This window comes from Yersinia sp. SCPM-O-B-9106 (C-191), assembly GCF_026183365.1.
Lineage (GTDB): Bacteria > Pseudomonadota > Gammaproteobacteria > Enterobacterales > Enterobacteriaceae > Yersinia > Yersinia rochesterensis.
Window position 1 is genome coordinate 3,672,901 of sequence record NZ_CP110791.1, and the last position, 26,949, is coordinate 3,699,849.

Genomic DNA, 26,949 nt, shown 5'->3' on the forward strand with positions numbered 1-26,949 from the left:
CCGAGGAAGTTGCTGTTATTACCGGTCAGAGGGTATTCGCGCCGGTGGTGATATCCACCGTCGAACCGGCAACCCCGCTGAGAACATTGGCGATGGTGCCATTGACCCCTTTCAGCGCCAGATGCGAGGTGGCGGTGTCCAGCCCGATGGTAGCAGTCGAGGCCCCCAGATTACTGGCCTGCGTCACTGTCAGCGCGCCGGTGGCACCGATATGATGCCCGCCACTGAAAGTATTGGTGCCGGTCAGGGTCACTGCGGCGTTGGTGTTGATATTGCCATTGCCGCTCAGCACATTCGCCAGCGCCGCATTGGCCCCGTTCAGGGTCAGATTGCCCAGCACATTAACCGCGCTGGTGCCCAGTGTGCCCGCGCCGCTCAGGGTGGCGGTGGCGCTGCTGGCAATATTGGTTTGCCCCGCCAAACCACTGTTGGCGGCACTGATAGCTAAATTACCGCCATTAATATTGAGAACGCCGGAGCCGGTCAAACCGCCGGTTACGGTGGAAGCACCGCCCGCACTCAGGTTTAATGTGCCGCCGGCGATATTCAGGATATTGTTGTTGGTCAACAGGCCGCTGGTTAGCGCCCCGCCGGTGCCCAATGTCACTGTCCCGGCGTTGGTCAGCGCACCCACCGTCTGACTGTGGCCATTGATATTGGTGGAGGTGCCCGCCGCAGTGTTCAGCGCCGAGGTCTGGCCCAGCGCATTATTACTGCCCAGATTCAAAATCCCGCCATTGACTGAGGTACTGCCGGTGTAATTATTGGTCGTATTCGTCAGCGTCATTTCGCTGTTATCCGTGCCAATAGCCAGATTACCCGCGCCAGTCAGTTGTGCCAGTAAGATGTGATCGGCATTGACCGCGCCTTGCGATGTCAGGGTCAATGTCTGGCCGGAGAGTAAAGCTAACCGGGTCAACGCCGAGGTCACACTCAAGCCGCCGCCTACACCCGATAAGCCGTAGTTATAAATCGCCTGCGCCACAGTATTAGCGCCCTGAATGACATCCACCGAAGCATTCGCCCCCAGACTGCCGCCCTGGATATTCTGTAAGGTCAGCCGTGCCAATTCGGTGGCCGAGAGCACATTGCTGCTGTTAATTAACCGCGTTGAAGTGCCCGTATCCTGATCCAGTAAATTCCCGCCAGTGGCGAGGGTGGGATCAATCCTAATATTACTGTTGTTAGTCACTGCCAGTGTGCCAGCACTGATTAAGCTGCCGCTGGCAAATGCGGCGGTGCCACCATTAAGGGCAAAATTACCGATCGTCTGATTGCTATTATCGACTGCCACCGCCGTACCCGCAGAGGCAATAAAGGAAGCATTTCTCAATGCAGCGGTATTATTACCACTCAGAGTAAAAATACTGTTTTTCATATCAACCGTGCCGGCAAATGCGGTGCCGGTATTCACACCAAAATTGAACGTGTTATTGGCAGGATCGATATTCAGTAAGCCGTTGCCGGTCAGGGCATTATTTGAGTTTGGTACTCCATTCAGGTTTAACGTCCCGCCCAGAGCAATAGTAGCGGTACCGAGCTGATTACTGTTACTGGCCGTCAGGATCCCCCTTGAGCAACCTGCCAGCCACCTTCAAAGGCATTCGCCTGATTTAGGGTGACATTAGCGCCGTTATTAACAATGGCCAAACCATCCGTTGGCGCAACATGACCTAATGAGGCATTCAGCGTACCATTGAATGTGCTATTGAAGAGGAGCTGGCTGCCACTGCCAATATTAACAGTGCTGCCGATACCCAGATTATTGACGGAGGAAAGTCCAATCTGACTGTTAGTCAGGTTTATATTGGTAAATCCTTGTAGCGAAGTTGCTGTCGCCAGAGAGTCAACAGATTGGTTGAAATTGAGTGTATTGCTGCCTGAGCCAACATTGAGAGCACCTAAATAGGTACTGCCCGTCGTCATATTATTGATGGTGACAATATCATTCCCCGCACCGGCGGTAATGGATGACACATACGCGCCATTCTGGATGGTCACGTTATTATTGCCATCACCCAGATTAATTAATCCATTGCTTTGCGAGGTACTACCAAGCACCAAGGTATCGTTACCGGCACCGGTCGTTAAGGTACCGTTCAGGATCCCGCTATTATTAATTGTGTTGGCAGCGGAACCGGCGAAAATCACCGCGCCATTAAGGGTTCCGTTGTTATTCAATGTTTTGGCGGCGGTGCCTGCAAAATTAATCGCCGTTGCACCCGCAGCATTGATCTTGGCATTCTCACCAATAGTAGTGACCGTCACTGCGCCATCGGCGACGCGTAAACCGGTACCGCCGCTATTAGTCACACTGACATTCATATTAGCACCGGAAAGATCAACGCCACCGCCACTGGCGTTGATCCCGGTTCCAGCACCAGAAATATTGATATCCAATGCCGCCGGGCTCCAGCCAGTTAACGTAGTGTTAACCGTCGCAATCCCAGTACCGGTGCCAGTGACATTAATCTCATTGCGGCCATTAGCGCTAGTGGCGAAAGTCAAGCCGGCCAGACTATCTAGCACCGTACCATTCGCAGTATTGAGCTTGACGTGGCTCAATGTCACATTAGTCGCATCAGATTTTAGGAAAGCACGCCCGGTATCCCCCAGATTCACTATCAAATCAGCGATATTATGCGCACCAGCAGGTGTAGATTGAGTGAAGACCACACCATTCGCCGCACCAGTTAGATTGAGAGTGCCCCCAACCAGGTTCAGCAACGCATATTGTTAACCGTAATACCGGTTAGGCCAGTGGTAGTACCAGAGGTAGCAATCGTACCGCCAGTATTATCAATATTAGCGACCTTCACCGCTGAACCACCGATAGTTATCCCTGAAGCCGTAGCAGTAATCGTGCCCTTATTAACAATATTAGTTGTTCCAGTTCCATTACTTAATACCGACAGCCCTGTTGCAGCATTAATCACTCCCAACAGGCCATTTTCTATCAGTATGTTACCGCCAGCGGTACCGGTATGGGAGGCAGTAATACCCGTCCCAACTGAGTTAATCACTCCTGACGTTTTATTTACTATCCGAATATTACCAGTACCGGCATGGGTGGAGGCAATACCTCCAGTCGATGCAGTAATGGTACCGCCGGAACTGATATAAATCCCGCCGCCGTTTGCTGCACCCGTTTTGCTGGCCTGAATACCGGTGCCACTAGTTGTCTCGAGGCTTGAGCCAGCGGCCAGATTATAGATAACATTATTCGTTGAGGCTGGGCCATTATAAATATATGAAGTGGCAACAGTACTGGGGGCGTTACTGATAACATCACCCGGCTGATTATTGACGATGACCGTCGCACCAGCGCCAAATGTGTTGTTACCCGTGTTATAAGAACCTATCTGCACACCATAGTTGGCGACACCGAGCGGGTTTTGGTTATCGATATTCAGCTTTAGCTTGGCACCATCTTCAATCATATAGTTATACGATGCCACATTTGCGCCAACAATACCTGGGCCATTAGTCAGCCGCGTACCAGTAAGACTGACATCAGAACCATTGGCAAAAGTGAGCACGCTATTCGCTGCCGAACCATTACTCCAGAAGACCGCCGGATAGTCATTGCTTGTTATTCCGGTTAAGTAAAATTTTCCCGTAAAGGCAATATTGTTACCGACTACAGATTGCCGATAAGTGCCGAAATTCAAGGTTATTGGCTGGGTGATATTGCCAAATATCACCCTACCGAAATTATTGGGTGTGAGCAAACCATCAGCACCCATAGCAACCAATTTGCCATTGGGGACTGAGTTAATATTATCCAACGTCACGTCTAACCGAGTGGTAGCATCTTGCACATACACCAGTCGGGAAATCGTACCGCTAGTGATCGCCAGCGTTGATGTGATGTCTTTAAAGTTGGTGAGTTTGAATGTTGCATTCTCCGTAGCCCAAGCCGCATTATTTGTGCTGCCCGCAACCATATTGAAAGCATAACCCGCAAATTTTAAGTCATAGCCACCACCATCAATCACCAGATTCTGTCGGGCATTGGCGGCTTGGTTTACTGTAATCCCCCCAGCATTTGTCGCTGAAAGATCAATATTCGCGGTTAATAAAATGGTTGTCGCTGTACTTCCTGCCCCGGTATTACTCAGCGCAGTAGCTAAACTTGCCGCAGTTCCCACCGCCACGCAACTCGCGCCCATTGCAGTACATTGTGCGGGGGTAATAGCCAATGCGGGTTGAATACCAAAGGCCCCCATCACTATCGCTGCTAAAATAGCTATTTTAGGTTGAATATACTGATTTAATACATCGACGATAGGTTGAGAAGTCAAAGAGCGCTGGGTAGTTGTTGATTTTTGTTTTCCTTTAGCGAATTCTCCTACAGCAACCCATACATTCAATGACCTGTTCCAAATAACTTTAAAAATTGCATTCATATCTATCCTTAAAAGATTGAAATCTTATTGAAAAGGTATTGACAGCAGCGCTCTTTACCCATCAGAGGATAGATAATTAGGGTAAGTAATCCATTTGATAAGTAAGCAGTTTTCGTTTTAAACTTAGGGTTTTTCTAGACTCGCAGCAGGCGAATTTACCCGGAAGGCTGTGTTTTACATTATGCAATCTACCAATCACTATAAAATTCATACCTAATGATTTTTTATTTACATTTAATTATTTATACGGATATTTAAAATTTAGAACAACATTTACTATATGTAAAAAAATATTGCCGCAAGCGAGATATTTGGCATAAAAATCTGAAACTTAATGGCATTTAAGTTTTTAAACCAATTTAATTAAAACATTAAAAGTAAACACCAAAGCACCTATGTTTTTTAGGTGTATATATTTTATTGATACTAATTAAAAGAAGATTATTCATACAGGTAATGGAAAATTCCTACAACATTGATAGGAATTTTATTACTTGAATTACCGTATATTGTTTCATTTGTTTTATGTAAAAGCTCACATCGATTTTTTAAAGAAATTAATTAATTTTTAACTTTACAATTAGTTATATAAATTTAATATTTTCTCTATCAATAATAAAAAACAATATCATTAGTTTTATTTATCGCCCATTAGAGGGAATGTATCATTTGGTACTGAGATTGCTCACCATTTTAAGGGTGAAATTATATTGAATAAGAATGTATAATTTGTGATCTTACACGTAAAAAAACACTGACAGATCCAACCAGGAATAACTTTAATAATAAAATTTTGCGCTCTATGAAACAAAAAGGAGGCTGCAAAGCGCAGTTTATTGGCTGATGACATGAGGGTAACGCACAAGCGCTCTACAATAAATAAGCAAAGCGCGCTGGTTTAATACAATATCGTATAAAATGAATATGTTGAGAGCCGTCCGTTAATTCCCCCAATCTGCCAATATCTGTTGTGTTGTTTTGACAGTAATGCGGTTATCTGGAATAGCCAGCTCAGACCAAACCTCATTATGTTGCGCGATAAGTTGCTGGGCAGTGACATGCTGCCGATTCGCGGTGGTATGGGCATCAGATGCAATGGTCAGGGCATATCCCTTACTGGCAGCAATTTTGATTGTAGTATCAACGCAATAATCAGTGGCACAACCACAGATAGTCAGATGAGCAGCACCCAACTGAGCAATAATATTATCGAGAGAAGTGCGATAAAACGAATCACAAGCAGTTTTATTCACGGAAATCGCGTTTTCTGGTTGATGAAGCTCCGGCAGTAATTGCCACAATTCACTCCCCTCTGTCATTTCATCTTCAATATGTTGTATAAAAATAACTTGCTCAGCATGGTCTATCAGTTGATTAATGTGGGCAATTCGGCCTGATCTATCAAAGCGGGGGTTAGCAAAAACGCCGTTTTGCATATCAATAACAATAACAACCTTTTCTCTGGTCATAATGAGCCCAAAATTGAAAATAATGACAGGGTGGAAGTAAAACAAGTTTCAACGAAAGGCCAGGATAATCAAAGCAATTTCTGTGTTAACTGATGAGAATTGTGTATTTGCTAATAAAAAAATCAGCCGCTAAGCTGATTTTTTTATTATTTTTGGAAACCTCAGACTGAGGCTAATAAAGGTTATTTCTCCAGATGCAATGTCGTCATGCAAGTTTGGCTTTCAGCTTGGGTCGCAAAAGGTGATGTCGCCTTAAGCCCTTGATAACTGACCTCAATCGTCCCTTCTATATTACGTGGCAACCAAACACCAATAAATCCATTCTGATAACTGGTCAATTTATCCTGCAAGATAACTTTCCCGGCTTGATCGGTGATTTTCACATCGAAGGTGGTATTCGCCAATTCGCCACGGCAGCCAGACAAACTGTGATTAAAACATGGATGGGTTTGGTTGATATAAGGCGCAAATGAGAGATAGAACTTATCACCCACAGGGAAAGAAAACTGCTGTTGCCCATCCGATAATTTCAACTCAGTCCCGGTGACTGAGGCTGAATACGCCAAAGGCCGTTCTTGTTTGGATTGATCAATTGTCTCAATCATTTGCTCAGTAGTTTTTCCTGATATTCCATGCTGAGCCAAAAACTCTGTTGCTGCGGTGGAAGAAGATGCAGTGGAAGAAGATTGTGCCAAAGTAAAATGGCTGAAAGTGACTGCGGCTAAAGCAACAAAAGCCAGTCGGGCAGTTGAAACCAATGTCTTTTTCACTGTCATGGTGTCCTTTCGATAAGAGGAAAATATTTTATACTCGTCATACTTCAAGCTGCATATGCGTTGGCCGCGCTCAATCACCCGAATCACTTACTACAGTAAGCTCATCGGGACTCTCTCGCTTGCCGCCTTCCTGCAACTCGAATTATTTAGAGTATAGATAAATTGGAATAATGACTGATAATCTAAACCCTCCCCTTGGGGGAGGGTCAAAGACAGATTTGAATAGAAAGGTAAACCATTGTAAGGATAATCATAACCCTAATGTAATAACGCAAAAAGCGACAACTTAGCCCGATTCTACCACCCATTTCAGGGTGGCAGACTGAGCTAATGATTAATGCTGCGGATCAGTATCTGAAGGGTGTTTGCGCGATTTTGTCCATTCCCGTAACCGCTGAATATGCAGATACAGCGCCGGAATGAAGAAGATCCCTACGGCGGTGGCCATTAACATGCCACCAAACACGGTGATACCAATAATCTGACGGCTCATCGCGCCCGCGCCACTGGCGAAGACCAGCGGCATCACGCCGAGAATAAACGAAATTGCCGTCATCATCACCGCACGGAAACGCTGTTTGGCACCATCTTGTGCCGCCTGAGCAATACTCGCGCCCTCTTCCCGTCGGGCTTTTGAGAATTCGACAATCAATATCGCATTCTTGGCCGCCAATCCTATCAGCAATACCAATCCGATTTGCGCGTACACGTCATTGGCAAAGCCCATCGCTGACAACCCTGCCACCGCACCGCCCACCGCAAATATCACTGACAGAATGACCACCAGCGGGATACTCCAGCTTTCATACTGAGCAACCAAGAACAGGTAAGCGAACACTAACGCAGCCAGATAAATAAACACCACCTGACCGCCAGTTTGCTGCTCCTGCCATGACATCCCGCTCCAGCTATAGCTATAACCTTGCGGTAAATTCTGCGCCAATAGTGCTTCCATCGCCGCCATTGCCTGACCCGAACTGGCACCATCGGCCGCAGAACCACTGATAGCAACTGAAGGGAATTGATTGAAATTACTGATAAAAGGCGCGCCAACTGAAGGCGTCAGAGTCACCAGATTGGCCAAACTGACCAATACGCCGTTATCACTACGCACATTCAAACTATTGATTTGGGCGGTGCGCTGACGGAAATCCATATCATTTTGTAATTGCACTCGGAACATGCGGTTATTTAAGGTGAAATCACCGGCATTCATTCCCCCAAGAGAGGTCTGCAAGGTCTGGAAAATACGGCTGACCGGCACCTGTAATAATGCCGCACGATCTCGGTCAATACTCAGATTGGTTTCTGGTACCGAAGCACTGAAGGTGGTAAATACACGGCTCAGTTTCGGGTCCTGATTAGCAGCAAAAATGATCCCCTGACTGACCTGTGCCAGTTCTTGCGGTGTTTGCCCCAGGAGCGCCTGAATGCGCAAATCGAAGCCCGAAGCACTGCCCAAACCCGCAATCGCCGGTGGATTGACCGCCATGATCATCGCCGACGGAATCGCCGCCAAATTGGCCTGAATGTTCGCCAGAACCTGATTAATATGCGGGCGTTGCCCCCAAGGTTTAAGCATCACAATAGCAAAACCGGCATTGGGTGAGTTATTACCACTGAGCAAACTAAAACCAGTGATTTTTATTACATCCTCGACGGCATCATTGGCGGTCACCTGTTGATACATTTGGTCCATTACCGTCTGAGTCCGATTCAGAGAAGCCCCATCCGGCAACTGTAAGCTGACGAAGAAATAGCCCTGGTCTTCTTCCGGCAAGAATGAGGTTGGCAGCCGGGTATAGCCCCACCAGGTGGCAAATCCCACCAACAACAGCGCGACAATACTGAATACTGCGCGGCTACTGATTTTCCCCGTCAATGCGACATAACCATCACGGGCGCTGTCCAGCCCACGGTTAATCCCGCCAAACACCCCGGTAGTCGACAATGTCCGGCGCTTAAGTAATACCGCGCACAGTGCCGGGCTTAAGGTTAACGCATTGATACTGGACAAAATAACTGCCGCCGAGAGGGTGACCGCGAACTGCCGATACAGCTCACCGACAATGCCCGGTAAAATCGCAATGGGCACAAATACCGCCATCAGCACCAACGTGGTGGCAATAATCGGCCCGGCAATCTGGCTCATCGCCTTCTTGGTTGCCTCTGCGGGTGTGAGATTCGGGTCAATCGATAATAAGCGCTCGACGTTTTCGACCACCACAATGGCGTCATCCACCACAATGGTCAGCGCCAAAATTATGGCAAACAGACTGAGGGTATTTGCCGAGTAACCAAAGACATACAGCACAGCAAAGGTGCCCAGCAGCGAAACCGGAATGGTGAGCGCAACAATAAAGGTCGCCCGCATACTTTGTAAAAACAGATACACCACCGCCAGCACCACAATGAGAGTCAAGGTCAGCGAAAGTGCAATTTCATGCAAGGTTGCCGTGACCGGTAAGGTGGAATCGTAGTTAATTTCATAGGTCAGATCCGGCGGGAAAGCCGCTGATAACCGGGTCATTTCGTCACGCACACCATTGGCCACATCTAATGCATTAGCGCCGGGTACCGGATAGACCACTAAGAATGCCGATTCAGTCTGGTTTTGCGCCGCGCTGACTTGATAATTCTGCGCCCCCAGCGCTACGCGGGCAACATCACCCAGCCGAATCATACCGCCCTGTGGATTGCTACGAATAATGACATTAGCAAATTCCTGTGGGTCGGAAAGCCGCCCCTGCCCACTGATAGTCAGGGTTTGCTGTTGGTCGGGCAATGATGGCGACGAACCTATTTGCCCGGCAGCCGCCTGTACGTTCTGCTGTTGCAATGCCGCGATGATGTCTTGCACGCTAACATTCAGCGACTCCATGCGTTGTGGATTCAACCAAACACGCATGCTGTAATCACGGGCACCGAACACCTGCACATCACCCACACCATTGATACGCGCAATAGCATCACGCAGCTGTATGCTGGTGTAGTTACTCACAAACAGGGCATCATGAGTCTGTTTGGGTGAAAAGACACTCACTCCCAATAGTAGGTTAGAAGCGCGTTTGCGCACTGAAATGCCGTTTTCATTCACTTCAGCCGGGAGCTGGGCGCTCACCTGAGAAATGCGGTTTTGCACCTCAACTGCGGCCATATCCGGATCAGTGCCGCTGGCGAAAGTGATGCTCAATTGATAGCTGCCGTTATTGCCACTGGTGGATTCCATATACAGCATATTGCTGACACCATTGACCTGAGCTTCCAGCGGGGAGGCAATAGCTTGCGCCACATCGCGGGCACTGGCCCCCGGATAAACCGCACTGACAGAGACAACCGGCGGGGTGATATCCGGATATTGCTCCACCGGAATCACATGCAATGACACCCAGCCAACAATGGTTATCACCAATGCAATAACAATGGCGAATTTGGGGCGACGGATAAAGAAATGTAGCATCGGTCTTTCCCCTTAGTTCGCAGTCAGCGGTGGTGCAACACTGGCGCTCACTGTCATGCCAGGCCGGACATGTTGTAGCCCTGACACAATGACTCGCTCGCCGACTTTCAGCCCCTCTTTCACTTCATATTGCTGCTCAAACTGCTCGCCGAGAGTGACAGGCCGCACTTCTACCTGATCTTTATCCGTTACCACCAATACAAAATGGCCCTGCTTATTCTGTTGCAATGCTGCAATCGGAATGGCCGCGACGGCTTTTGCTGTTTCGGCGGCCAGCGACACATTCACTACCCCGCCGGGCAGTAATAAATGCCGTGGGTTGTCAAAACGAGTTCGAATAGTCACAGTGCCAGTCTGTTTATCAATTTGATTATCAACAGATTCAAAGACGCCACTTTCCGGATATTGCTTACCATTCGCCAGTTGAATGCGCGGAGTAAAATGCTCAAATGCCAGTGCGCTGTTTTCACTCGCAGATCCGCCACTTGCTGCGGATAATTGATAGGTGGCGGTGATGTAATCTCTTTCATTAACAGCAATAGCTACCCGAATAGGGTCGAGCTGCACAATACTGATCAGCGTACCACTGGCCGGGTTAATCAAACTGCCAACGTTAAAGCGGCTGTGACCAATTTGGCCGGTGATCGGGGCATAAATGCGAGTAAAACCGAGTTGTAATTGCTGAATTTGTAGATTTGCTTGCGCCTGAGCCACCGCCGCCCGGCTGATATCCCGCTGCGCCTGTGCTTCATCGACTTCCGCCTGACTGACTGAGCGATTATTCCCCAAGCGCTGCAAGCGAGTGAGAGTCACCTGCGCATGGTTAGCGCTGGCGGTTGCGCTATCTAATTGCGCCTGTGCTTGAGTGACGGACGCCTGATGCAAAACCGGGTCAATTTCATACAGTAAATCCCCCTGCTTGACCATCTGCCCTTCGGTAAACAATCTGGCGGCAATAAACCCTTCTGTTCGGGTTGTTACATCCACAGCCTGAATGGCTTCCACCCGTCCAAGAAACTGCAATGCAGTATCTGGGGTAGCAGAGGTCACGACCGCGACAGTCACCGCCGGCAACGGTGCCGCTGCCAGCGCGCTATGTGTGCTGATACTCAACATTAACACCATGGCATATGCGGGCAGATATGCAGGTAGAGAAGAGAGCCGAACACATAGGATTCGCTGCAGGTTAAACATTATCGCGTTGCGAACCAAATTCGGTGTAGACATGGTCATTTATTCCTTGCTCTAGGCGGGCAATTAGTTTGGATATGGGATCAGTAAACTTAGCGCGATTAATAATAATCTTAAGCCACTTTAACGTCTTGCGACAAAAATTCATATCGCAGACTGAAGCCCAAATAACAATCATTTTGGGCACTGTACAAAACAATCATCCCGGCGCTCTGCAAAACACTTGAGGCTCATTGAACATGAAAGGTAAATAGTCAGTTCGGTTTTATTTTTATTCTTTTTTAATAAAAAAAACGCGGGAAAACATCATATTATTCTAAGCTAGAATAATAACTGTCCGAAGTTATGCTAGTTTATATTATCTCAGCACTTTCACTTTCTGCTGATTAGACAGATATTCTCTCAGCGCACCCAGTCTATTTCTTTGTGAGGGAAGATGACAAACAGGGGTTGCCCATGGATGACCCGAGTAATTAAGTGCAGCCAACACTGCTGCAATTTGAAAGATGATGGGTATAAGGGAATTCACTATGACAAACTCCACCCCACCAGAAGCGGGGGCCAGAGGGGAAAATGTTTTCTTTGCCAAACGGGCTTTGCGGACTATGGTTTTGCTGGTTGGGGCAATCATTATTATTGCCGCCACGGGCATTATCTATCTTGCTGCACAATTAAATGAACAAGCCGAGTCCAATAGCCGTTTTCTGGTGGAAAAAGCATGGGAAACGCGCCAAAAATCGATCAAAACCAGAATAAAAGATAATGCCGATTGGGGCAGTGCTTATGAGCATTTACATGTCACAGTCGATCCTGACTGGGCCTTTGTTAGCCAAAATCTGGGGCCATCACTTTATAAAGACTTTGGCTATGAAGGTATTTTTGTCATTGATGGACAGGGGAAAACCCGTTATTCCGTCATCAATGGGCAGTTGGTGAATATCCGTCTACAAGACTGGCTCGATGAAGATATTACGCCGTTTATTGATTCGGTACGCCGTCAGGCCGAAAAACCAGAGGCCGCCACGAAAATCGTCAATGTGGCCGGGGTACCAGCCATTGTTGCTGCAGCGATATTAACTACCGGCAATGACCCACGGATTAAACCTGTGGCTGGCCCTCCGTCTGTTCTGGTCTTTATTAATATACTGACCCAAACCGAATTGAATATTTTGGGGGAAAATTATGGTATTCACCAACTTCGCATCGCCCGGGATAAAAAAGATGCGGCGTCCAGTCCCTCCCTTCAGTTATCGTCAACACAATTACCTTCAAATCAATCATCATCAAATCAATCATCATCAAAAGAATTAGCGGCAAATGACAACAGTGTAGTGACGCTGCACTGGAACCAAAATATGCCCGGCGCGCAACTACTCAATATCTTACTGCCATTACTGGCGCTGATTGCTCTTATTCTCTGGCTGAGCGGCTGGTGGATTCTGCGGCGCGCGCTGTCAGAGGCGCGTATTGCCGATGAAAACAAAGTGGCGTTAATTGCCAGCGAAGAGCGCTTTCGCCACATGGCGGAAGCCGCCACCGATTGGCTATGGGAAACAGATGCCAATCTGCGTATCACTTATCTGTCCCAGCGATTTTTCACTATTACCGGGCTTAGTGTCGAGCGCTGGCTGGGTCGTAATCTCGACTCATTGCTCAATTGTGACCATATTCCGCTGCGATCCTGGCTGCAATACACGCATTTAACAGAGTCCCGCAATGAACTGCAATGCACCTATTTCTCCGCCAAAGGTGATAAGCGTATTTGCCGCGTTTATGCCAAACCCATCATCAAAAATGATGAAAACATTGGTTTTCGTGGCACCGTCTCTGACATCACCCAAGAGATAGAAGCACAGGAGAGAATTCAGCATCTTTCTCTGCATGACTCGCTAACCGGCTTACCCAACCGCATGAGAATGAAAGAATTTCTGGAAAGTAAACTGCGTAATTTAACCGCTGCCCCGCATCCGTTGGTGATCCTCAATGTCGATTTGGATAAATTCAAGCCGGTTAACGATACCTTTGGCCATATTGCGGGTGACCAGGTGCTTCATCAGGTCTCTGAACGGCTGAGAAGTTGTTTGCGCGATCAGGATTTAGTCGCTCGCCAAGGGGGGGATGAATTCATTCTAATTATTACCGGGCTGTCTTCAATCAAAGAAATTGAAGACCTCTGCACACGCGTTATTGACCGCATTGAAAGCCCATATGTCATTAATAATCAGGATATTTTTATCAGTGCCAGTATTGGTATTGCACTGGCACCACAGGACTCCATGCAAGCCGAGGAGCTGTTGCGCTTTGCCGACATTGCCATGTATGAAGCCAAAAATAGTGGCCGCAACAGCTGGAGTTTTTATTCCAGTGAAATGAATGACCGCCTAATGCAACGCAGCGAATTAGAGCGTTTCTTGCGCCAGGCGATTAAACACAATGAATTCAACCTTTATTATCAGCCGCGTTATCGCATTGCAGGGACAAAACTTACCGGTGCCGAGGCGCTAGTGCGCTGGAATCACCCGGTGCTGGGGCTACTGATGCCAGATCAATTTATTGCTCTGGCAGAAGAAACCGGCCTGATCAGCGCCATCAGCGACTGGACGATGCTTCAAGCCTGTCAGGATGCAGCTACATGGCCCGCCTCACTGATTATTTCAGTCAATATTTCTGCCATTGAATTCCGCAACCAACACCTGATCGAGCGAGTGCGACAAGTTTTGCGGCAGACCGGGTTACCGAGCCATCGACTGGAACTGGAAATCACTGAGCGGATAATGATTGAAGATGCGGATGGTGCCTTTAAAACCATGACCGCATTGAAAGCCCTCGGCGTGCGTTTATCGATGGATGATTTTGGTACTGGATATTCTTCACTGAATTATCTGCGCCGTTTCCCATTCGATGGTCTGAAAATTGATAAAAGTTTTATTGATGAATTAACGCAGTCCCATGAAGGGCAGTCAATTGTGGAGGGCATTATTAACCTCGGCCACGCGCTGTCTATGACAGTGACCGCCGAGGGGGTTGAAACCACAGAACAACTTGAGCATCTGCAAGCATTAACCTGTGATGAAGCTCAAGGTTATCTTCTAGGTAAGCCAATGAAGTTAAATGAATTATTAAACATTACGCATCAGGCCGATTACGATAAATAAAACATCAAGAAAAGCGGCTCAGTCTCTGGATGAATGACTCATAGAGGCTGAGCCGCAGCAGTTTTACTGAGTGGGTTGGCTTTTCAGTTTGAAATTAACAATATCGTAGACCAATCCATCTATTGTACTTTTTACTTGTTCCGCAGAAATTGGTACGCCGCTATTACTGATATCCTTACCATAAGCTTTGCGCACTACAACAATAACGGGTTTTCCGGTATTGGAATCAATAACCTGTAATTCCAAATAAAGCGCAGTATGCTGAGTGCGGTTACCGGTCGCCGCCATGGTTCCAGCAACAACAGCAGCTATGGGTATCATTTCATAAACTTCAAGATCTTTATCTTCAGCAGAAACCGCCGTAATGGCTCCCCGTACAATCAAGATATTCCGTTTCTTCGGTGAATTGACGAGCGGTAATTGCTGGCTAACAGCTTCTTTAAGTCTTTTATTCGCGTAAGCTAATATTTCATCTAATGTTTTCTGACTTACTCGCTGAGTTGGACTCGACTTTGGATAATAGATCAATGGCGTGTAATAAATGCCAGTATATTTTTCAACATTAAAATCTGGGGAAACCCAACGCAATACTTTCTGGCCGCTGGCAGACTCAGACTCTTGTAACTTGCTGTAATCAACAAGAAAACCAGAATACTGCGCACTAGTTGTAACCTTTGAGGAGCATCCTGCCACTAATATCCCGACGGCAAACAGCGCCGCTATCTTATAACTGTTCAGAATGACCATTGTATTTTCCTATATGTTAATTAAGGAACTAAAAAACAGAAATGTAGAAAAATGCCGGGAAAGCAAAAGAATGAGAATGTTCTCCATTTAAATATTAAACCATGGCAAAACATTTGCAGGATATAAATTAAAAAATTAAAAGCCCCCGTAGAGGCCCATAATTAAATTTAATCTGGGAATAAAACCCTAACAGAAAAGAAAACTAATCGGATAAAAATTAAGACACCAAAGTATCCAGTTGATAAAGGCCATCCAGGAATGCGGAAACAAAACTCCCCGGCTACAGGACAAACCGTTGCAGCTCTGGCACAGCGCAGTCCGCCGATAATCAACCGCGCGCGGCTGCAATCACGGCCTGCCCCAGCGCCAAACCACCATCACCGGCGGGCAGGCGCTGGGGCATCAATAGCTGGAAGTCGTGCAATTGCTCGCAGAGTAATTCGCGCAGCAGCCGGTTATGCAGCACACCACCGGAAAAGGCAATAGTATCAATGCCATAATGCCGTGCCGTCTGTCGGGCTAACTGGGCAAAACCCTGTGCGAGAGCAAAGTGAAAAGCATAAGCGCGCTCAGCCGGTGAAGCATCAAAAGCCAACCATTGCCGCCAGAAAGTAGCTAAATCCAATTGATTGTCGAGCAGTGGCATAGTGACGGGCGGATCAGTTTGAACGGCTTGAGAGGTTCGGGAACTTTGCCATGCCAGCGCTTCCAGCAAGCAAGCGGCTTCCCCCTCCCAACTTAAGGTAGATGGCCCAATATTCAGTGCGGCGGCCACAGCATCAAATAGCCGCCCCGTCGACGAGGCCAATGGCGCATTAATGCCGCGCGTAATCGCCCGTGCCAGTACCTCCCCCTGCGGTTTGGGGATAGCCGCCGCCGCGGGCAGGTTTTGCCAGTCCGGCACAAAGCGCTGCAACTGCGCCAGTAAATTGCGCCACGGCTGGCGAGAGGCCAGATCCCCGCCGGGTAAGGCCACCGCAGGCAAACCGCCCATATATTCACAATTCACATAGTCGACTAGCAAACATTCGCCGCCCCATAATTTCCCCTCCGCGCCATACCCCAGCCCATCCAACGCCAAACCTATCACCGCCCCACCCTGGCGCGGCCAACCATGTTCCGCCAAACAAGCCGCTAAATGAGCATGATGATGTAAAACTTCTGTGCAGGGGATATTTTGCTGCGCGGCCCACTCTTTGCCGAACTGGTGGCTGATATAACCGGGGTGCGCATCCACCACCACCGCCTGCGGGATAAAATGATAAATATCGCAAAATAGCGCTAATAACTGTTGCTGCTGCTGCGCAATATCGCGGTCTGCCAGATCGCCCAGATGCTGGCTCAGCACCGCATTACTGTCTCGCAGCAAGCAAAAGGTGTTTTTCATGTCGGCCCCGAGCGCCAGAATGGCCGGTTGCCGACTAAACCCCGGCGGCAATTCGAAAGCATCTGGCACATAGCCCCGGGCGCGGCGCAGCATTTCAGCCCCTTGCTGAGTCAGACGCACCAATGAGTCGTCGGCGCGCTGCACAATTTCCCTGTCGTGCAATAGCCAGTGATCGGCAATCTCACTCAGGGCGCTTAGGGCTTGTTGATTACTCAGGGCGGGCGGTTTGCCGCTGCCATTACCGGAGGTCATGACCAACGGACGCGCCACCTGTTGCAGCAGCAAATGTTGCAGTGGATTGGCGGGCAGCATAATGCCGATGTCGGGTAATTCTGGTGCGATCGCCGCACAAAGTGGGCTTTCCGGCTGCTTCGCTACTAAAACGATGGGGGCCGCTGGGCTGCGTAGCAAACTAAGTAATGCATCATTATCAGTCTGTTGCACACAGGTTTGCAGCCAGTCGATGCCAGGTAACATCACCGCCAACGGCTTGGAAGGCCGCTGTTTGCGCTCACGCAAGCGAGCTACTGCGGCGGCATTGGTGGCGTCCACTGCGAGGTGGAATCCGCCCAGACCTTTGACAGCCACAATTTCGCCAGCCAGCAGTGCAGCGGCGGCCTGCTCTAGTGCGGTGAAGCCATGGGCCACGGCCTTCCCGTCAGCTTTCGTCAACCACAGTTGTGGGCCACAGTCCGCACAGGCATTGGGCTGGGCATGAAAACGACGGTCTGCGGGGTGGTCATATTCGGCCTGACAAGCCGCGCACAGCGGAAACTTGCCCATGGCGGTATAGGGCCGGTCGTAAGGCATGCGATGGATAATGGTAAAGCGCGGGCCGCAATGGGTGCAGTTGATAAAAGGATAACGGTAGCGGCGGTTGGCAGGATTATTCATTTCACTCAGGCAAGCATCACAGGTCGCGGCATCCGGCACGATTTGGGTATCCATCTGCCCGGCCCCGCTGTGGTGAATCACGAAATCCAGCGGCGCTTGCGCCCAGTGGTATGGCGTGGTGACGATGCTGTCAATATGCGCCAATGGCGGGCAATCTTGCGGCAATGCTTGTAAAAAGTCCGCCACCGCCGGAGCTTGCCATAAGTGAACCGTCACCCCCGCGCTGTCGTTACTGACATCACCGGACAACCCAAAACGATGGGCAAGTTGCCAGATATAAGGGCGAAAACCCACCCCCTGCACTTTGCCCTTTATCCGCAGACTGAGGCCATTTATCTCCACAAAAACTCCTTCGCAGGGCTGCCAGCAGCCTGTTTTATAGCTTGGAGATCGCGGGGCGACTGCACCGATGGGCGCTCCGGCGACTTACGTCGCTACGACCCATTCGGCACATTTCCCCGCTTATCAACTTGTTAATCGCCTGTCACTTCAAGGACAAATGGGATCCCAAAAGTCATTGGAGTTGCAGGTAGGCAGCAAGTAAGCAAATCCCGATGAGCTGACACAAGTCAGTGATTCGGGTGAGCGAACGCAGCTAACACCCCTGCGGCTTCAAGGACAAATGGGATCAGCAGATTCGGGGCAGCGGCTCGTCAAGAGGCAAATCCAATCGCCGCGAGACCCCAAATGCACCGCATAACCGCACTTGTTTATTCTCCGTCACCTGTCCGATAACCGCGGCATCCTGGCCCAGTGGGTGGCGATGTAATTCAGTTAAAACAGCGTCTTGTGCTGCGGGGGAGACCACCAGCACCAGTTTGCCTTCATTAGCAAAGTTGAGCGCATCCAGCCCCAGTAATTCGCAAATACCGCGCACCGCGGGTTTCAGTGGCAAATCTGCTTCGTTGATTTCCATGCCGCAACCACTGGCGGCGGCAAATTCGTGCAAAATTGCCGTCACTCCACCACGGGTAGCATCGCGTAGCGCCCGCACACCGCTAATATGGCGCAGGGGGGCAATCAAGGGGGCTAGCAGGGCGCAATCACTGACTAACTCGGCCTCCAGCCCCAAACCTTCACGCAAATTTAAGATGGTTGCGCCGTGATCGCCCAAGGTACCGCTGACAACTATCCGATCACCCGCACGGATCATCGCGGTTCCCCATTGGATATCCGCCGGGATCACCCCGATGCCGGTGGTATTGATGAAGATCTTATCCGCCGCACCGCGCTGCACCACTTTGGTATCACCGGTCACTATCTGAATTCCTGCCTGCTGCGCCGTGGCCGCCATTGAGTGCACAATGCGCTCCAAATCAACCATCGGCAGCCCTTCTTCCAGAATAAAACCACACGAAAGATAACGCGGCGTTGCGCCACTGACCGCCACATCATTCGCCGTGCCGCACACCGCCAATTTGCCGATGTCGCCGCCGGGGAAGAAAATAGGATCAATGACATAACTGTCGGTTGATATCGCCAGCCGATCGCCCTGTGCTGTCAGATCTGCCAGCGCAATGCGCGCCTGATCTTCCCGCTCATTCAGTGCCGGATTAGAAAACGCCGCCAAAAACAGGGATTCGATCAAGCTCTGCATTGCCCGCCCACCACTGCCGTGTGCCAGGGTAATTTCTTGTTTATTCATTAGGTTGTGACCTGATTAATTGGTTTCGATAACCAATATTTATCGTTTGGTGTCTAGCGGGGCGGTTGCACCGATGGGCACTCCGACGGCTTACGCCGTTACGACCCATTCGGTACATTTCCCCGCAAATCAGCCTTGTCATCACTCTGATATCAAAAACTATCGGTATTGATGGTAGGCGGCGCAAGCTCCTTCGGAGGAAACCATCAGCGCGCCGAATGCATTATCTGGCGTGCATTCGCCACCAAACAGTGGGCATTGATCCGGTTTACAACGCCCGGTCAGCACATCGCCGCAACGGGATCGCGGATCATCCGCCACTCGCTGTTGCTGCGGGGTGAAACGCCGCTCCGCATCAAACGCCTGATAAGCCGGGCTAAGTTGCACTCCAGAATCGGCTATTTCGCCCAATCCGCGCCACTCACTGCTGGTTTTCACCACAAACACTTCAGCCAGCGCTTGTTGCGCTAGCAGGTTGCCGCTGTCCGGCACAATGCGCCGATATTGATTTTCCACGGCACAGCGCCCACTGACCATCTGCTCCAGCAGCATCACCAACCCTTGCAAAATATCCAGCGGTTCAAAGCCGGTGACCACCAATGGTTTGTTAAATTGATCGCAAATAAAGCCGTATGGCGTGGTGCCGATCACCATACTGACATGGCCAGGTGCGAGGAAACCGTCGATCCGTACATCGGGCTGTTGCAGCAAGCTGCGCAAGGTGGGAATAATAGTAATGTGCTGGCAGAACACAGTGAAATTGGTCAGCTCCAGCCGTTTGGCCTGTTGCAGTGTTAAGGCCGTGGCGGGCATGGTGGTTTCAAAACCGAGACCGAAAAACACCACTTCGCGATCCGGATGCTGCTGCGCAAGTGTCAGGGCATCCAGTGGCGAGTAAACCACCCGAATATCGGCCCCGCGCCGCTTGGCATCCAACATTGAGCCATTGCGCCCCGGCACCCGCATGGCGTCGCCGTAAGTACAGAAAATCACCGCTGGATGGGCGGCAATCTCCAGACAACTGTCAATGCGGCCCATCGGCAACACGCACACCGGGCAACCCGGCCCATGGACAAACTCCAAACCGTCCGGTAGCAATTGATCCAAACCGAATTTGAAGATCGCATGAGTGTGACCGCCGCACACTTCCATAATTTGTAGCGGTAAACGCTGTTGATCCGCAAGTTGCGGCAGCAAGTTTTCGATCCGTTGCAATAATGCGCTGACCAGCGCCGGATCACGGAATTCATCAACGTAGCGCATCATTGGCCCCACTGGCGATATCATCCAAATCCAGCCCAACCGCCTGCATATGCGCTAATGCCGCCAGTGTTTGCTGGGCTTCATCTTCATCAAGCAAGCTCATGGCGAACCCGACATGCACCAATACCCATTGGCCGAGTAAGTCAGCCGGTGACGCGTCACACACCAACGCGATATTGATTTCGCGTTTTACGCCACTCACTTCCACCCAAGCCAGTTGGTGGATATCTTCGCCCACCGCCACTATTTTACCGGGTACGCCTAAGCACATCGCTGTGTCTCCAGCCATTCCAGCCACAAATCCATCCCCTCACCGCTGCTGGCTGACAAAGCAATCACCTGAATATCCGGGTTCACTTGGCGGGCATAATTGATGCACTGTTCAATATCAAAATCCAGATAGGGTAACAGGTCGATTTTATTGATAATCATCAGGGTGGAGGCGGCAAACATATGAGGATATTTCAGCGGTTTATCTTCGCCCTCGGTCACTGACAGCACCGCGACCTTATGGCGCTCCCCCAGATCAAAACTGGCCGGACACACCAAATTGCCGACATTTTCAATAAATAGCAGGCTGTCATTGCTGAGATGTAGGCGGTGTGCGGCATCATGCACCATCTGCGCATCCAGATGGCAACCTTTGCCGGTATTGACCTGAATCGCCGGGACACCGGTGGCGCGAATGCGTTCGGCATCATGAGTGGTTTGCTGGTCACCTTCAATCACCGCGCAGGGCACTTGCCCGGCCAGCCGTTGCAAGGTGGTGGTCAATAAGGTGGTTTTGCCGGAGCCGGGGCTGGAAACCAAATTCAGCGCCAAAATATGTTGCTCGACAAAATGCTCACGATTATGGCTGGCTAACTGGTTGTTTTTGCTCAGGACGTCCTGCTCGATTTGCAACAGTCGGCGCTGCCCCATGCCCGGCGCATGGCTACCGGCTTCACCCTGACCATAATGCAGCCCCAGTTTGTCAGCATGAACTTGCGGAGTGAACGGCTCGGAGGCGGGCGCGTCTGTGTCCTCGGGCTGAATGTCCTCAAATTCAGTGGCCGCCATCGGCTCTGGCGCTTTACCGTGATAGTGATGATGGACATCACCCTGATGGTAATAATAGTGATGGTGAACAATGACCGGCTGCGTCCCCTTGGCAACATATTTGTGTTTATGTTTATGCTGAATCTTTTGCGTCAGGGCAGCCGTTTCGTGACGGTCATGCTGGTGGCCGTCATCGTGATGATGATGGTGGTGATCGTCATGGTGGTCGTGGTGGTGATCATCATGTTGATGATTGTCGTCGCCCTCGATCTTTCTCTCGCCGCTGGCGCAACCACAAGTCGTACACATAGGAATTCACTCCTTCAGGATTATTCCACTTCTATCTGTTTTACCTGCAAATTGCTGCCACTCTCTACTTGCAGAGCATGACTGCCACAATGCGGGCACCCGGCATCATGCCGGTCAATGGCAACACTCTTGCTGCACTCCCAGCACCAGGCCACTGCGGGTAGGTAGCTGAGATGCAATTGACAATTTTCTGCCAGTGTCTGCCGGCTGGCGGCATCAAAGCTGAAGCGCAAGGCGCTTTCCTCAATACAGGAAAGCGCGCCAATTTCCAGCCAGACCGCGGTTATCCGTGAGGCGCCGTTAAGCCGCGCCTGTTTTTCAATTAGCTCCAGCGTACTGAGACACAAACTGATTTCATGCATGCTGATTCTTTATTTGGCTAACTTTGTTAAACAAGGCCCGCCGCCGGGGATTAGCGGGCGCATCAGCATCCACCACCGGCAGTGAAAGCGCCATGCGCGCACTCTGCTCCGTCAACTGCAATGCCCGTTCGGCACTGAGCGCGGTGTCCAGTGGCGACATCAATGAGCGGCTTAGATACTGCCCGCAACCGGCAATTTCGCTGACGGTAAAACCCATTGCGCCGCAAGGTAATGCCAGCACCAGCCGCTCACCCACTGCGCGGCGTTGCCAACTCTGCTGCGGCCCCGGCAATACCACCAAACTCAGCATCCACGGGGTCAATAACGCGCCAATCCATTGCTGCTCAAATAACTGGAATCCACAAGCCCGCAGCGGAATATGGTCACGATAAAATGGCAAGCCGCGCATTTCATCGGCCGCCACTTGGCCGAATACCTGTTCCAGCAATGCAGCTGGGTTTTGTTCATGGCCCGCAATGACATCAGACATGACTTTCTTCTCGCGCTTTGAGGGTAATCCCGCTGCTGCGTAATGCTGCCAGAATCTGTTCCAGCGCCGGTTCAATGGCCCGTGTGACCGTCGGGGTCAGACCAATATTCGGAGCCAATGATTCGGGCACCACCCCCACCAAGGTCAACTGGCGCGGGAACTCATCAGTCAATTGCAGCGCCATCAGCACATCACATAGCCCTAACTGATGTGGCGATACTTTGCGGCTAAACATCGCCGGTATTTCTTTATCGCGCAATACCGCGACACTGCCCGGTGGCTGCCCCGTCAGCACCGCATCGGCCACAATCAAATGCTCACGATTGGCCATAGCTTCCATCAATTCCAGACCGGCGGTGCCACCATCCAGCACCTCAACCCCCGGCGGGATGTGAAAGCGCTGCTCCAGCGCTTCGACAATTCGCACACCGACAGCTTCATCGCTGAGTAATAAATTACCTATACCTAATACCAAAATCCCCATCACAGCACCTTGACTTTGGTCACTTCGTTGCCCGTTGTATCAACAATATGTACTGCACAAGACATACACGGGTCGAATGAGTGAATGGTCCGCACCACTTCAAGTGGTTTGGCAGGATCAGCAACCGGTGTTCCCACCAGCGCTTGCTCGTAAGGCCCCGGTTCATCATTATAATTGCGCGGCCCGGCGTTCCATGTCGATGGCACCACCGCCTGATAGTTGGCGATTTTGCCATCCTTGATAACCACCCAGTGCGACAACATGCCGCGCGGGGCTTCTTCAAAGCCGACACCACGAATTTCGCCGGTTAGCGGAATATCCGGCTTGATAAAGGTTTCGACGTCACCGGTACCAATATTGGTGACCAGCGCAGTCCATTGTTGGGCCAAAGTTTCATGCAGCACACAGCAGTGCACCGCACGGCCAATAATGCGCCCCAGAGTGGATGGCAACTGTTCAGGAGTAATCCCCTGCCCGCTCAGTTTTTGGTAAGCCGCGCCGATATCACTGAAATGCTGTTTAGTCGGAGCGTGTCCGGCGGCCAAGCCGCACATTAACCACGCCAGCGGCCCCACTTCCACAGTTTTGCCATAGAAAGTCGGCGCTTTTACCCACGAATATTTGCCATCTTCCTGCCAGCCGGTGTAATTGGGGTTGGTTTTGCCCTCCCACGGGGCCAGCGGCTCGTCGTCCTGATACCAAGCATGCTTGCCGCTCTCGGCAATGCCTTTGATCAAGTAAGGATCGTTGTGATTAGCAATCGGGCGGAAGCTGCCGTTTTCCAGATAGCCGCCCGGTAGCAGGAAGGTTTCCCCTTTGCGGTCAGTCGGCAACTCCGGCACGCTGAGGTAGTCATCCGCCCCTTTGCCCAGATTGAGCCAACCTGGATAGTGGGCGGCAATCACCGCGGTATCGACCTTATAAACCTGCTCAATAAAGCTGCCCAGCCGGTCAATAAAGGATTTCACCAACATTAGGCGCTCCAGATTGAGCACACTGGGCATATCCAGATTGATTGGGTTGGCAACGCCCCCCACAGCAAGGTTCTGAATATGCGGCGTTTTTCCGCCGAGCACCGCCACAATGCGGTTGGCATCGCGCTGGCATTCCAGTGCTTGCAGATAATGCGCCACCGCAATCAGATTGACCTCTGGCGGCAATGCCATCGCCGGATGGCCCCAGTAGCCATTAGCAAAAATACCTAACTGCCCGCTGGCGACCAAATCTTTGATTTTCTGCTGCACACGGGTGAATTCTTCCGCGCTGTTCAACGGCCAACTGGACAAGCCACTCAGCATGGCTGCCGCCTTTTGTGGCGAGGCTTGCAGCGCCGAGGTCACATCCACCCAGTCCAACGCAGATAGTTGATAAAAATGAACAATATGGTCATGAATACTGTGCGCGGCCAGAATCAAATTGCGGATATGCTGAGCATTAACCGGCACTTCCATCCCTAATGCATTTTCCACCGCCCGCACCGAAGCAATGGCGTGAATAGTGGTGCATACGCCGCAAATGCGCTGCACAATCATCCAGGCATCGCGCGGATCATTACCTTGTAAAATTTCTTCCATGCCACGCCACATGGTGCCGGAGGACCAGGCTTTAATGACCTTGCCGTCCTCAATTTCGCAGTCGATCCGCAGGTGCCCCTCAATGCGGGTGACGGGATCAATGGTGATGCGTTGGCTCATGCTTTACCTCTGTCTGATTATTCTTATGTAACTGGCCGTGAGCAGGAAGCACCGGCAACAGCCGAATCAATAAAATGTAGGCGCAGACCTCAATGGCGACGAAGCCGATGGAGATCAGGATTTCACTGGTGGTGGGGAAGTAGTTGTAGCCGCCGCCGGGGTTAAAGGCCAACAACGAGTAATTAAGCCGCCATAGCGCCCCGCCGCCGATCATGCACAGCGCGCCGATAAACAGTAAGCGGCTGTCTTCTCTGGCCCGCCGAATACGGAAAATCAGTAGCGGCAAAGCCATCAGGACGATTTCAGCCCAGAAAGCAATGGCATAGCGGTCAAAGTGCCACAGATATTCTGTCTTATGGCGCACGATAACTTCACCGAGACGCAGTAGAATAAACAGCAGCAAGAACACGTCGATAATGGTGGTTAATCGCGTGAACAATGGCGCTTCATTTGCCCCGCGCCCGCGCAGTCCGGCCTGTACCAAAGAGCCTTCGAAAATAACAATCGAGAAACCCAAAATGGCGGCGGTTAGCAGGGAGAACAGCGGCAACATTTCATAACTTTGCCACAGCGGATGAATCTTAGCCCCGGCGGCTATCATCAATGAACCCATGGAAGACTGGTGCATGGTCGGCAGCAACGCACCGAGCGCGATGACAAAAAACATCACTTTGTTCAGCCGCTTAAGTGAGATTTTCCAGCCCAGCCGCTCAAACAGCGCCGGGGCAAACTCTACCGCCATCACGCCGATGTAAATGGTCATACAGACGGCGGTTTCGAATAGCACCGAGTTGACATTGAAATGACCGGGAATAAAGAAGTAAGGCAAGTTCCAATAGCGGCCCACGTCGATGGTGATGGAAAGGCCACCGAGCGCGTAACCAAACAAACTGGCGAGCAGCGCCGGGCGCACCAGCGGGTGATATTCCCCCCGATTGAACACATAAACTGCCCACGCCAATGCCCAGCCACCACAGGCCAACCCGGTGCCGACCAGTAAGTCGAAAGCAATCCAGATGCCCCATGGGAATCCGCCATTCAAATCACTGACTGACCCCAGCCCGAGTACCAAACGTTTGACAATCAACAGCGCGCACAGCACCACAAAAGGCGCTAACAGCATCACCGGCCAACTGACCAGCCGCCCACCCAATGGGCTGGATTTATGCATCGTCATCTTGGCCGTCCTTTTTATCGTGCGGGTCAGTATCATGGTCTTTGCGCTCATCGCGGGTATTGCGATGCACCAAAGCAGTGACACCGGCCAACACCGCCAGTGGCAAGATCATGCCCTTGTACAGGGTGTGCTGGACATGCTCAGAGCGCGCGCCGGTCGCCAAGTCTGCCAACGGCGGCAAATCCAGTTTCTCGGCCGGAATCCCCGTCAGCACCAATACCTGGGTGCCGCCGCCCTCTTTCTCACCGTAAACATGGTGGTCATAATGAGCGACCGGATGTTCGTAGGTGTCATTGGCGCTGAGTGTTTGCCGTGGGAAAAGGGTGTTTTCGCCCGGTTTGAGAGTCAGCCGACGTTGTGCTTCTGACAGCAATTCTTCACGAGTGCCGAAGATCACCGCACCGGTCGGGCACACCTCGACACAGCCGGGTAAGCCGCCTTTATCCAGCCGCTCGACACCTTTCTGATTGCATAATTCACATTTATGAATCTTGCCAAAGGGATTGTGATAATCGTATTTCGGCACATTGAACGGGCACCCGACCATGCAGTAGCGGCAGCCAGTGCAGACATCCGGGTTATAGTGAACAATGCCGGTTTTGGCATCTTTGCGCAGCGCACTGACCGGACAAACAGAAACACAATTCGGATCAACACAATGCATGCATTGCTTTTTGATATAGGCGTAGCCGTCTTCCAATTGATCTTTATGAATTCCCGCGCCGCTAGTCCAGACCTGAATAATATTGTTGGTATAGGGGCTGAGTTTGTCATTATCCGCCCAAAGGGCGTCACCGCTGGCATAGACCTCACTATGATTGACCTGCTGACATTTGCTCACACAGGCCTGACAGCCAACACATAATGTCGAGTCATACAACATGCTCAGCGCACCGGGGATCGGCGGCCGATTTTGCACCTCGGCTTGGGCGCTGGGCGAAAGCCCCGCCAACAGCACACCGCCAGACGCTAATTTGAAAAAGTGACGTCGATTCACGG

General features: G+C 50.7%; 20 protein-coding genes. 1 reads left to right on the forward strand and 19 read right to left on the reverse strand.

The window, feature by feature from the left end; translation table 11 throughout:
• Positions 1-25: 25 nt before the first annotated feature.
• The 7 genes from OP863_RS16695 to OP863_RS16725 all read right to left on the reverse strand — a co-directional run bounded on the left by OP863_RS16695 (position 26) and on the right by OP863_RS16725 (position 11,341).
• Positions 26-1,378 (reverse strand): hypothetical protein, encoded by a 1,353-nt coding sequence (locus tag OP863_RS16695; protein ID WP_265525621.1) that lies wholly within the window; start codon positions 1,376-1,378, stop codon positions 26-28.
• A 182-nt stretch (positions 1,379-1,560) separates the two neighbouring features.
• The gene (locus OP863_RS16700) at positions 1,561-2,727 is read right to left on the reverse strand and encodes a beta strand repeat-containing protein (RefSeq protein ID WP_265525622.1); all 1,167 of its coding nucleotides are present in this window, start codon (positions 2,725-2,727) and stop codon (positions 1,561-1,563) included.
• Positions 2,721-4,409, reverse strand: coding sequence for an ESPR-type extended signal peptide-containing protein (locus tag OP863_RS16705; RefSeq protein ID WP_265525623.1), 1,689 nt, complete (start codon positions 4,407-4,409; stop codon positions 2,721-2,723). The genes OP863_RS16700 and OP863_RS16705 overlap by 7 nt, the downstream gene beginning before the upstream one ends.
• Positions 4,410-5,350: 941 nt before the next feature.
• Positions 5,351-5,878, reverse strand: a complete 528-nt coding sequence (locus OP863_RS16710; protein ID WP_145510103.1) for an isochorismatase family protein — start codon at positions 5,876-5,878, stop codon at positions 5,351-5,353.
• Between the two features lie 182 nt (positions 5,879-6,060).
• Entirely contained in the window at positions 6,061-6,648 is a 588-nt protein-coding gene (gene cueP, locus OP863_RS16715) for a copper-binding periplasmic metallochaperone CueP (protein ID WP_265526285.1), read from the reverse strand.
• Positions 6,649-6,988: 340 nt separating this feature from the next.
• Complete coding sequence (locus OP863_RS16720; RefSeq protein WP_265525624.1) at positions 6,989-10,114, reverse strand: efflux RND transporter permease subunit; 3,126 nt, start codon at positions 10,112-10,114, stop codon at positions 6,989-6,991.
• A 12-nt stretch (positions 10,115-10,126) separates the two neighbouring features.
• On the reverse strand, positions 10,127-11,341 hold the full coding sequence (locus OP863_RS16725; protein ID WP_265525625.1) for an efflux RND transporter periplasmic adaptor subunit: 1,215 nt from the start codon (positions 11,339-11,341) through the stop codon (positions 10,127-10,129).
• A 494-nt stretch (positions 11,342-11,835) separates the two neighbouring features.
• Between OP863_RS16725 and OP863_RS16730 the strand changes: the two genes are divergently transcribed.
• Entirely contained in the window at positions 11,836-14,460 is a 2,625-nt protein-coding gene (locus OP863_RS16730; protein ID WP_265525626.1) for an EAL domain-containing protein, read from the forward strand.
• Positions 14,461-14,523: 63 nt separating this feature from the next.
• Here OP863_RS16730 and OP863_RS16735 read toward each other — a convergent pair whose 3' ends face one another.
• The 12 genes from OP863_RS16735 to hybA form a co-directional block, all read right to left on the reverse strand.
• Positions 14,524-15,207, reverse strand: a complete 684-nt coding sequence (locus tag OP863_RS16735; RefSeq protein ID WP_038639243.1) for a DUF3313 domain-containing protein — start codon at positions 15,205-15,207, stop codon at positions 14,524-14,526.
• Positions 15,208-15,535: 328 nt separating this feature from the next.
• Positions 15,536-17,830, reverse strand: a complete 2,295-nt coding sequence (gene hypF, locus OP863_RS16740) for a carbamoyltransferase HypF (protein WP_265525627.1) — start codon at positions 17,828-17,830, stop codon at positions 15,536-15,538.
• 286 nt (positions 17,831-18,116) lie between these two features.
• Positions 18,117-19,133, reverse strand: a complete 1,017-nt coding sequence (gene hypE, locus OP863_RS16745) for a hydrogenase expression/formation protein HypE (RefSeq protein ID WP_145589700.1) — start codon at positions 19,131-19,133, stop codon at positions 18,117-18,119.
• 159 nt (positions 19,134-19,292) lie between these two features.
• Positions 19,293-20,396, reverse strand: coding sequence for a hydrogenase formation protein HypD (gene hypD / locus OP863_RS16750; protein WP_145589706.1), 1,104 nt, complete (start codon positions 20,394-20,396; stop codon positions 19,293-19,295).
• Positions 20,383-20,667: a hydrogenase maturation factor HybG gene (hybG, locus tag OP863_RS16755; RefSeq protein ID WP_145589707.1), complete on the reverse strand. Its 285-nt coding sequence runs from the start codon at positions 20,665-20,667 to the stop codon at positions 20,383-20,385. The genes hypD and hybG overlap by 14 nt, the downstream gene beginning before the upstream one ends.
• Entirely contained in the window at positions 20,658-21,743 is a 1,086-nt protein-coding gene (gene hypB / locus OP863_RS16760) for a hydrogenase nickel incorporation protein HypB (protein ID WP_265525628.1), read from the reverse strand. The genes hybG and hypB overlap by 10 nt, the downstream gene beginning before the upstream one ends.
• Before the next feature lie 20 nt (positions 21,744-21,763).
• Positions 21,764-22,105 (reverse strand): hydrogenase maturation nickel metallochaperone HypA, encoded by a 342-nt coding sequence (hypA, locus tag OP863_RS16765; RefSeq protein ID WP_145589698.1) that lies wholly within the window; start codon positions 22,103-22,105, stop codon positions 21,764-21,766.
• On the reverse strand, positions 22,098-22,595 hold the full coding sequence (gene hybE, locus OP863_RS16770) for a hydrogenase-2 assembly chaperone (protein WP_145591492.1): 498 nt from the start codon (positions 22,593-22,595) through the stop codon (positions 22,098-22,100). Before hybE ends, hypA begins: the two co-directional genes overlap by 8 nt.
• On the reverse strand, positions 22,588-23,079 hold the full coding sequence (locus OP863_RS16775) for a HyaD/HybD family hydrogenase maturation endopeptidase (RefSeq protein WP_038639219.1): 492 nt from the start codon (positions 23,077-23,079) through the stop codon (positions 22,588-22,590). Before OP863_RS16775 ends, hybE begins: the two co-directional genes overlap by 8 nt.
• On the reverse strand, positions 23,079-24,773 hold the full coding sequence (gene hybC / locus OP863_RS16780; protein ID WP_145589695.1) for a hydrogenase 2 large subunit: 1,695 nt from the start codon (positions 24,771-24,773) through the stop codon (positions 23,079-23,081). The genes OP863_RS16775 and hybC overlap by 1 nt, the downstream gene beginning before the upstream one ends.
• Positions 24,751-25,950 (reverse strand): Ni/Fe-hydrogenase cytochrome b subunit, encoded by a 1,200-nt coding sequence (gene hybB, locus OP863_RS16785; protein WP_038639214.1) that lies wholly within the window; start codon positions 25,948-25,950, stop codon positions 24,751-24,753. The genes hybC and hybB overlap by 23 nt, the downstream gene beginning before the upstream one ends.
• Positions 25,937-26,947, reverse strand: a complete 1,011-nt coding sequence (gene hybA / locus OP863_RS16790) for a hydrogenase 2 operon protein HybA (protein ID WP_265525629.1) — start codon at positions 26,945-26,947, stop codon at positions 25,937-25,939. Before hybA ends, hybB begins: the two co-directional genes overlap by 14 nt.
• Positions 26,948-26,949 lie beyond the last annotated feature (2 nt).